This window comes from Sinomonas sp. G460-2 (assembly GCF_047759905.1).
Taxonomy (GTDB): domain Bacteria; phylum Actinomycetota; class Actinomycetes; order Actinomycetales; family Micrococcaceae; genus Sinomonas.
On sequence record NZ_JBKZWT010000152.1, the window covers coordinates 1 to 8,610 of the forward strand.

The 8,610-nt window shown below is 70.5% G+C and carries 8 protein-coding genes and 1 pseudogene; 4 read left to right on the top strand and 5 right to left on the bottom strand.

The annotated features are described in order from the left end of the window. Positions 1-343: pseudogene (locus ACLN58_RS13900) on the top strand (hypothetical protein); the annotation flags it as partial. A gap of 59 nt (positions 344-402) precedes the next feature. Then, positions 403-807, top strand: coding sequence for a twin-arginine translocase TatA/TatE family subunit (locus tag ACLN58_RS13905; protein ID WP_415855853.1), 405 nt, complete (start codon positions 403-405; stop codon positions 805-807). Between the two features lie 65 nt (positions 808-872). Here the strand turns inward: ACLN58_RS13905 and ACLN58_RS13910 are convergent, their stop codons facing one another. Genes ACLN58_RS13910 through ACLN58_RS13920 form a run of 3 tightly spaced genes read right to left on the bottom strand, consistent with a single transcriptional unit; the run spans position 873 to position 3,917 of the window. Next, on the bottom strand, positions 873-1,994 hold the full coding sequence (locus tag ACLN58_RS13910) for an Mrp/NBP35 family ATP-binding protein (protein ID WP_415855854.1): 1,122 nt from the start codon (positions 1,992-1,994) through the stop codon (positions 873-875). Further along, positions 1,991-2,644 carry a DUF1003 domain-containing protein gene (locus tag ACLN58_RS13915; RefSeq protein WP_415855855.1) on the bottom strand — a complete coding sequence of 218 codons (654 nt, stop codon included), beginning with the start codon at positions 2,642-2,644 and terminating at the stop codon, positions 1,991-1,993. The genes ACLN58_RS13910 and ACLN58_RS13915 overlap by 4 nt, the downstream gene beginning before the upstream one ends. Beyond that, positions 2,637-3,917, bottom strand: a complete 1,281-nt coding sequence (locus ACLN58_RS13920) for a magnesium transporter MgtE N-terminal domain-containing protein (RefSeq protein ID WP_415855856.1) — start codon at positions 3,915-3,917, stop codon at positions 2,637-2,639. The genes ACLN58_RS13915 and ACLN58_RS13920 overlap by 8 nt, the downstream gene beginning before the upstream one ends. 86 nt (positions 3,918-4,003) lie before the next feature. On the opposite strand from ACLN58_RS13920, the gene ACLN58_RS13925 reads away from it, so the two are divergent. After that, positions 4,004-4,957, top strand: a complete 954-nt coding sequence (locus ACLN58_RS13925; RefSeq protein WP_415855857.1) for a general stress protein — start codon at positions 4,004-4,006, stop codon at positions 4,955-4,957. Between the two features lie 37 nt (positions 4,958-4,994). On the opposite strand, the gene ACLN58_RS13930 is transcribed toward ACLN58_RS13925, so the two are convergent. Continuing rightward, positions 4,995-6,569 carry an aminopeptidase P family protein gene (locus ACLN58_RS13930; RefSeq protein WP_415855860.1) on the bottom strand — a complete coding sequence of 525 codons (1,575 nt, stop codon included), beginning with the start codon at positions 6,567-6,569 and terminating at the stop codon, positions 4,995-4,997. A 90-nt stretch (positions 6,570-6,659) separates the two neighbouring features. On the opposite strand from ACLN58_RS13930, the gene ACLN58_RS13935 reads away from it, so the two are divergent. Continuing rightward, positions 6,660-7,508 carry a PHP domain-containing protein gene (locus ACLN58_RS13935; protein ID WP_415855858.1) on the top strand — a complete coding sequence of 283 codons (849 nt, stop codon included), beginning with the start codon at positions 6,660-6,662 and terminating at the stop codon, positions 7,506-7,508. A gap of 19 nt (positions 7,509-7,527) precedes the next feature. On the opposite strand, the gene ACLN58_RS13940 is transcribed toward ACLN58_RS13935, so the two are convergent. Beyond that, complete coding sequence (locus tag ACLN58_RS13940) at positions 7,528-8,403, bottom strand: DNA-methyltransferase (RefSeq protein WP_415855859.1); 876 nt, start codon at positions 8,401-8,403, stop codon at positions 7,528-7,530. Between the last annotated feature and the right edge of the window lie 207 nt (positions 8,404-8,610).

Here is an 8,610-nt window from a genome sequence, read left to right on the forward strand (position 1 = left end):
CGACCTCCAGGCGCTCTCGGCGGCGGGCTGGAACTGCCCCGAGCTCCGCCGGAACGGGCTTCAGGTCGAGTCCGCCCGCGGCTACCTCCTCAACGGGGTCCCGACGCTCGTGATCCGCATCGGCGATGGCTCACACACGATCTCGCTCATGGAGCAGCTGCCTCGGAACGCGGGCGGTGCGGCGCCGGAGACCACCGTCCTCGCGTCGGATTTCCCGAACGCCGAGACTGCTGACCTGGTGCGGAGCGCACCCCCGGCCGGCGCGATGCAGGCCGCGGAGAGCCCCGTCGACAGGCTCGCCCGCGGGCTGCATCTGGTGCTGAACGCGTCGGGCCGGCCCTGATCACTGAGTCCGCGCGGGACGAATCGTCCTCGCCAGTCCGCAGAAGGTAGTCTTCGAACGTGCCCGGAATGAACGAGCTCTTCATCCTGCTGGTCATCGCGCTTCTGGTGATCGGCCCCAAGCGGCTGCCCGAATACACGCAGAAGCTCACGAACATCGTCCGGGAACTCCGTCGCATGGCCTCGGGCGCGAGGGATCAGCTCAAGGAGGAGACCGGCGTCGATCTCAACGAGGTCGATTGGCGGAAGTACGATCCGCGTCAGTACGACCCCCGGAAGATCATTCGCGACGCGCTCCTCGAGGACTCGCCGGCGCAGGCAACGTCGGGCGCCGACACAGCCGCCGCGTCAACGGTCGCCGCCGCGGCTGTTGCGCCCACTGCGACCCCGGAGCCAGCGCCACAGCGGGTCATCGAACGCCTCGCGCCGGGCCAGCCCGCGCCGTTCGACGCCGACGCGACCTGAGCAGGCGAAGCAAGGGGAGCGTCCGCGGCGAAGTGTTGCCCGCGGCGAAGGCGCCGAGCCGCGCGCTAGCTTCTCTGAACGTGGAGCCCGAGGCTCCGGCCGGCCAGCCCGCGGGGAGACGAGGCGAGCCGGCTCGCGACGTCCTTGAGCACCGCGGACGACGGCGACGCCGGGTCACGCAGGACGATCGGCACCCCGGCGTCCCCTCCCTCGCGCAACGCGACGTCGAGGGGGATCCGGCCGAGCAGCGGCACGGGTGCGCCGAGCGCCTCGGTGAGCCGCTCCGCGACTCGCTCGCCCCCGCCGCTTCCGAAGACCTCGAGCACCGTCCCGTCGGGGAGAGTCATGCCGGCCATGTTCTCGATGACTCCTGCCACCCGCTGTCCGGTCTGGGCCGAGACGGAGCCGGCGCGCTCGGCCACGTCCGCCGCCGCGGCCTGCGGCGTCGTGACGATGAGGAGCTGGGCGCTGGGGAGCAGCTGCGAGACCGAGATCGCGACGTCCCCTGTGCCCGGCGGGAGGTCGAGGAACAGGACGTCGAGGTCGCCGAAGTAGACGTCGGAGAGGAACTGCTCGAGGGCGCGGTGGAGCATGGGCCCGCGCCACGCGACCGCCTGGTTTCCGGTGACGAACATGCCGATCGAGATGGCCTTCACGCCGTGCGCCACGGGTGGAAGGATCATGTCCTCGACGCGGGTTGGGCCCTGCGTGATGCCGAGCAACCCGGGAACTGAGAAGCCGTGCACGTCCGCATCGACGATCCCGACGCGGAGCCCGCGGGCCGCGAGCTCGCACGCGAGGTTCACCGTGACGGAGGACTTCCCCACTCCGCCCTTGCCGCTCGCCACAGCGTAGACCTTCGTGAGGGAGTCCGGCCTGCTGAACGGGATGCCGCGCTCGGGGCGCAATCGGTCGCGGAGCGCCTGGCGCTGCTCAGGGCTCATGACCTCGAGCTCGACCGCGATGTCCTCGACGCCGGGAACCTTGGCGAGCGCCGCACGGACGTCAGCGTCGATCGTCCCCCGCAGGGGGCATCCCGCGATGGTGAGGAGCACGCGCACGGCGACCTGGCCGCCGTCGACCGTTACCCCGGCGAGCATGCCGAGCTCGTCGATGGGCCGCCGGAGCTCCGGGTCGATCACGGTCGAGAGGGCAGCGCGGACCGCCGCCACATCGGGGCTGGTCACTGCTCGCGGGCCCCTTCGGGGGCGCTCGAGCTCGGTTCGGCGGCCCCGAGCACCGGTTCCTGGGCCTCCGAGGCCTCCTGGGCCTCTTGGCTCCGCCCGTTCCGGTCCTTCTTGTCCTTGCGACGCTTGGACGAATTCCCGGCAGCGTTCTGCTCGGAGAGCTCGTCGATGATCGACCTGAGCTCGGCGCGCACCTCTGCCCGGATGAAGTCGCGCGTCGCGACGTCGCGCATGGCGAGGCGAAGGGAGGCGAGCTCGCGCGTGAGGTACTCGGTGTCGGCGAGGTTGCGCTCGTTGCGCGAGCGATCCTGCTCGATCTGCACGCGGTCACGGTCGTCCTGGCGGTTCTGCGCGAGCAGGATGAGCGGCGCGGCGTAGGAGGCCTGGAGCGAAAGGAGCAGCGTCAGGAGCGTGAAGTTGAGGGACTTCGGGTCGAACTGGAACTCGGCGGGCGCGAGGGTGTTCCACCCGAGCCACAGAATACAGAAGACCGTCATGTAGACGAGGAACTGCGGCGTGCCCATGTAGCGCGCAAAGCGCTCGGCGAAGCGCCCGAACGCGTCCCGGTCCGGGTTGAACGTGGGCAGGAGCTTGAGGCGATTCTCGAGCGGCGTGTCGAGACCTGGCAGCAGCTTGCGCGGTTCAGCCAAAGCTTCCTCCGACCTTCTTGAGTGGGGCGCCGTCGTCATGCGCACGCCAGTCGTCGGGGAGGAGATGGTCGAGGAGGTCGTCCACCGTCACGGCTCCGACGAGCCGACCGTCCGCGTTGACCACGGCGAGCGAATTGAGGTTGTACTGCGCCATCGAGTGGGCCACCTCGCCGAGCTGGGCGAGGTCCGAGACGGGCTCGAGGCCCTTGTCCACGATCGAGCCGAGCTGTTCGGGCGGGGCGCTGCGCAGAAGCTGCTGGATGTGCACCGTGCCGAGGTAACGACCCGTTGGTGTCTCGAGCGGCGGCCGGCAGATGAAGACGGCGGACGCGAGCGCGGGGCTCAGTTCTTCGCGGCGCACGTGGGCGAGCGCTTCGGCGACGGTTGCCTCGGGCGGGAGGATCACGGGGACGGGCGTCATGATCGAGCCAGCCGTTCCCTCGTCGTACTGGAGGAGGCGCCGCACGTCGTCGGCCTCCTCGGGCTCCATGAGCTGGAGAAGTTCCTCGGCGCGGTCCGCCGGGAGATCTGCGAGGAGGTCCGCGGCGTCGTCGGGATCCATCTCCTCGAGGATGTCCGCCGCGCGCTCGTTGTCGAGCGAGGAGAGGATCTCGACCTGATCGTCCTCGGGCAGTTCCTGGAGCACGTCGGCGAGCCGCTCGTCCTGGAGCTCGGACACGACCTCGAGGCGGCGCTGATCGCTCATCTCCTGGATGGCGTCGGCGAAGTCTGCCGCCTTGAGGTCCTCGTGGCTCGCGAGGAAGTGGGTTGCTGCGCGCGTGCCGCCGCGCGCGTCGAGCCGAACCTCGTCCCAATCCACGAGGGTCGTCGCGCCGCGACGGAGGCCCCGGAGCCCGCGGCCGGGCGTCTCGCGGCGGACGAAGAGCTTGCTCACGAGCCAGTCGCCGTTGCGCTGCTCGTCCATCGCGACATCCTCGACGGTGCCCTTCGTGCCGTCGTCGAGGAGGGTCGCTCCGAGGTCGAAGAGGTCGCCCAGCACGAGCATCTCGGCGCCGCGCTGCTCAAAGCGGCGCAGATTGACGAGGCCCGTCGTGATGACCTGGAACTGGTCCATCGAGGTCAGCCGGGTCATCGGAACGAACACGCGGCGCTTGCCGGGAACCTCGACGACGATGCCGATGGCCTGGGGGGCTCGCTGCCCCCGCGCGATCACGACGACGTCGCGGAGGCGCCCCACTCGGTCGCCGAGCGGGTCGAACACATCGAGGCCAAGAAGCCTCTTCACGAACACGCGCGTGGGATTGGGGCTCACGTGCCTAGGCTACTCCAGAGGCAAGTCCGTGCTCACTCTGAGCGGAAACACAGTCCGAGGCGGCCATCTCGGGTAAGAATGAAGTCATGTCAAACATGTTCGGTTCTCGCGGCCCCATCGATCAGGCGCGCTCCCTCCCGCAGGGGGAGGTCGTGGGATCGTACACGTCCTATCTCGACGCCCAGAAGGCCGTCGACTATCTTGCCGACCAACAGTTCCCCGTCGAGCTCGTGGCGATCGTGGGCAACGACCTCAAGCTCGTTGAGCGCGTCACGGGCCGCCTGAGCTACCCGCGCGTTGCCCTCAACGGTGCGTTGAGCGGCATGTGGTTCGGCCTCTTCGTCGGCGTCCTGCTCTCGTTCTTCTCCTCGGGCGGCGGCTACTTCTCGATCATCACGTCGGTGCTCATGGGCGCGGCGTTCTTCATGCTCTTCGGCATCGTGACCTACGCGATGCAGCGCGGCAAGCGCGACTTCACGTCGACGAGCCAGGTCGTGCCGACGAGCTACGACGTGGTCGTCGCGTTCGAGGCCTCCGCTGAGGCGCGCCGCCTCCTGCACCAGCTCCCCATGGGTCAGAGCCAGCAGGGCTGGGGCGCCCAGCAGCCGTGGCAGCAAGGCCAGGGCCAGCCGGGGCAGCATCAGCCGGGCCAGAACCAGCCAAGGCAGCATCAGCCAGGACAGCAGGCGGGTCAGAACGAGCCTGCGCAGCACGGCTGGGATCAGGGCCAGAGCCACTGGGACCAGCCGCAGGAACCGCAGCGGCCCACGGGCTGGACGGATCCGTACGGCGTCAACGCGGGTCAGGGCCAGCAGCAGCCCCAGCCTCCGGCCCAGCCGGAGCAGCCCGCCCAGCCGCCGCGCAGCGGCTCGGGCTACCGCGACCTCCCCGACGGCCGTCCGCAGTACGGCATCCGGATCGACCAGGACCGTCCCCAGAGCGGGGAAGCCGGTGAGGAAGGCCAGGAGGGCCGCGGCGAAGGCGAGGGCCACGAGGGCGGCGCCGCCCACAAGAACGACGGCGCCACCCCCGAACGCTGAGAGGGAACCTCCCGCGCGTCGGCCTTCGAGCCGAACGTCAGCCTTCGAGCAGGCGGCCCATCCAGGCCTCGACCTCGTCCGGCGTGCGCGGGAGGGCAGCGCTGAGGTTCACGGGGCCGCCTGCCGTCATGACGATGTCGTCCTCGATCCGGACGCCGATGCCGCGGTACTCCTCGGGCACCGCAAGGTCTTCTGACTTGAAGTAGAGGCCCGGCTCGATCGTGAACACCATGCCCGGCGTGAGCTCGCCGTCGAGGTAGAGCTCGGCGCGGGCCTGCGCGCAGTCGTGCACGTCGAGCCCGAGGTGGTGGCTTGTGCCGTGGGGCATCCACCGGCGGTGCTGCTGGCCCTCGATCGTGAGGGCCTCGGCGGCGCTCACCGTGAGGAGGCCCCACTCCTCGAGCCGGGTCGCGAGGACCTCCATCGCGGCCGTGTGGACGCTCCGGAACTTGGCCCCGGGCTTGGCCGCGGCGAAGGCGGCATCCGCGGCGTCGAGCACGGCCTGGTACACGCGGCGCTGCACTTCGCTGAAGCGGCCGGTGATCGGGACCGTGCGGGTCACATCCGCCGTGTAGAGCGACTCGGCCTCGACGCCCGCGTCCACGAGCAGGAGCTCGCCCTCGCGGATCGGGCCGTTGTTCGTGGTCCAGTGCAGCGTCGTCGCGTTGTTGCCACCCGCGGCGATCGTGTCATAGCCGAGGTCGTTGCCCTCTTCGCGGGCCTTCGCGTAGAACGCGGTTTCGATGACGCGCTCGCCGCGGCGATGCGTCACGGCGCGCGGGATCGCCCGGACGATCGCCTCGAATCCCTCCGCCGTCGCGTCGACCGCGGACTGGAGCTGCTCGAGCTCCCACTCGTCCTTGATGAGGCGCAGCTCGGAGAGGGCCTCCTTGAGCTGGTCATCGAGGGCGTCGAGCTCGCTCAGGTCCAGGTTTTCGGGGTTCTGGGCCGTGTTGAACCGGGCCGTGTCGATGAGGGCGTCGAGGTTCTCGTCCACCTTGCGGACCAGTCGGACGGAGATGCCGCCGATCTCGGGGGCACCCACGCCCTTCGTCAGCGCGAGCTCGAGCTCCTCGAGGTGCGCCGTCGCGAGGCCGAGGCGCGCGTTGAGCTCCGTGAGCGTGGGACGCCGTCCCACCCAGAACTCGCCCGTGTGGGCGTTCGCGTAGAACTGCTCGGTGTCGCGGCCGGCGAGCGGGCGGAAGTACAGCGTCGCGCTGTGGTGCCCGCCGCCGTCGCCCTTGCCCTCCTCGACCGGCTCGAGGACCAGGACGGCGTCCGGCTCGTGATCGACGCCGAGGCCCGTGAGGTGGGCGAACGCCGAGTGGGGGCGGAAGCGGTAGTTCGTGTCGTTCGAACGGACCTTCGGCGGGCCTGCGGGGATGACGAGGCGCTCGCCCGGGAAGCGATCCGAGATGGCCCGGCGGCGGCGCGCCGCGTGCTCGGCGACGGCGTCGAGCGGCGGAAGCGTCTGGTCGGCGGGGGACCACTGCGAAGCCATGAAGGCCTTGAAAGCGTCAGAGCTGGGCCGCTGCGATCGGTTGTCGACGCGGTCCTCGAGCGGTTGGGTGGACTGCTGCGCGGAATGCTGGCCGGGCTCGTGGCCGGGCATGGAGTCTGTTGCGTTCACCGTGCCATTCTTCCATCGGGGCGCGCGAAGTCCAGCCCTCCCACCGAGCGCCGAGGCGGTTATCGTGGTCGCGTGAGGATTGATCTGCACGCTCACTCGAGCGTCTCCGACGGCACCGACTCCCCGGCTGGCCTCGTTGAGGCCGCGCTCGAGGCGGGGCTCGACGCCGTCGCCATCACGGACCACGACTCGACGGGCGGCTGGGACCAGGCAGCCGCCGCGGCGCGCGAGCTCGGGATGGTCCTCGTGCCCGGCATGGAGGTCTCGTGCCGCACGCCCGAGGGGATCAGCGTGCACGTGCTGAGCTATCTGCACGACCCGCAGCACCACGGCCTCCTCGAGGAGATCTCGAAGTCGAAGGATGCTCGCCTGAGCCGCGCCGAGCATATGGTCTCGCTCCTCGCCGAGGACTACCCGCTCTCGTGGGATGACGTCACGCAGCACCTCGCACCGGGCGCCACCGTGGGCCGCCCGCACATCGCGGACGCGCTCGTCGCGGCCGGGATCGTGGGCGACCGCTCGGAGGCGTTCGCGACGATCCTCTCCTCGCGTTCGCGCTACTTCGTCCAGCACTACGCGCCCGAGCCCGCGGTCGCCGTCGAACTCGTGCGAGCGGCTGGCGGGGTGCCGGTCTTCGCGCATCCGGTCGCCGAGTCGCGGGGGCGCACCGTGGGCGAGGCGACGTACCACGACATGATCGACGCGGGCCTGGCCGGGCTCGAGGTGTTCCACCGTGACAACCCCGAGGCGAGGCGGCCCTTCCTCCTCGCGCTCGCCGAGCGGCGCGGCCTGTTCCTCACGGGCGCGTCCGACTATCACGGGTCCGGCAAGTCCAACCGCCTCGGGGAGAATACGACCTCGCCCGAGGTGTTCGCGGAGATCGAGCGGCAGGCGAGCGGAACCGCCGTCGTCCGCCCTTAGTCCTCACGGGGAGGAGCGATTAGTCCTCCCGGGGAGGGACCAGCGTGCCGGGCTCGGCGCGCACGACCTCCGCGGTGGGGAGCCGGCGCGCCATGACCTCGACGGCCTGCGGGTTCGTGTCCACGCACACGAAGCGGCGGCCGAGCGCGTGCGCGGCCGCCCCGAGCGTCCCCGAGCCCGCGAAGAAGTCCAGGACCCAGTCGCCGGGCCGCGAGCTCGCGGCGACCATGCGGCGCACGAGGCCGAGCGGCTTCTGGGTCGGGTAGCCGGTCTTCTCGCGCCCCGTCGGTGAAACGATGGTGTGCCACCACACGTCCGTGGGCAGCTTGCCGAGCTCGCGCTTCTCCGGCGTCACGAGCCCGGGCGCCATGTACGGCTCGCGGTCCACCTCGGCGCTGTCGAAGTGGTAGTTCTCGGGGTCCTTGACGTAGACGAGGATCGTGTCGTGCTTCGTGGGCCAACGCCGGCGGGCGCGCGCGCCGTAGTCGTACGCCCACACGATCTCGTTGAGGAAGCACTCGCGGCCGAAGATCATGTCCAGCATGACCTTCGCGTAGTGGACCTCGCGGTAGTCGAGGTGCAGGTAGAGCGTCCCGTCGTCCGCGAGGACGCGCCACGCCTCGAGCAGCCGAGGCTCGAGGAACGACCAGTAGTCGCCGAACGCGTCGTCGTAGCGGTGCAGCGCGCCCTTGATCGTCTCGTAGCGCTGCCCGCCGAAGCCCACCCGGTCCCCGGTCTCGCTCCGGACCATCGTCGTGGACTGGCGGCGCTGCGCCCGCCCCGTGTTGAACGGCGGATCGATGTACACCATCGTGAACGCGCCGTCCGGGAGGGACGGCAGGAAGTCGGCGTTGTCCGCTTCGACGACGAGGTCCGGGCCATCCGGACGCCACACGCCGGGAGCCTCCACGTACGTTCCGCGCCTAGTCGGCCTGCGTGCGGCTCACGACCTCGCCTTCGACGCGGCGCGTCCGCGAACGACGACGGCGCGCGGCCAGCACGCCACGATCCACACCTTCCTCGGCGTTCCCCTGGAGGAACACGGCCGCGGCCTGAGCGGCCGGCCCCTGCTCGGCGGAGCCCTGCTCGGCCTCGGCGGCGG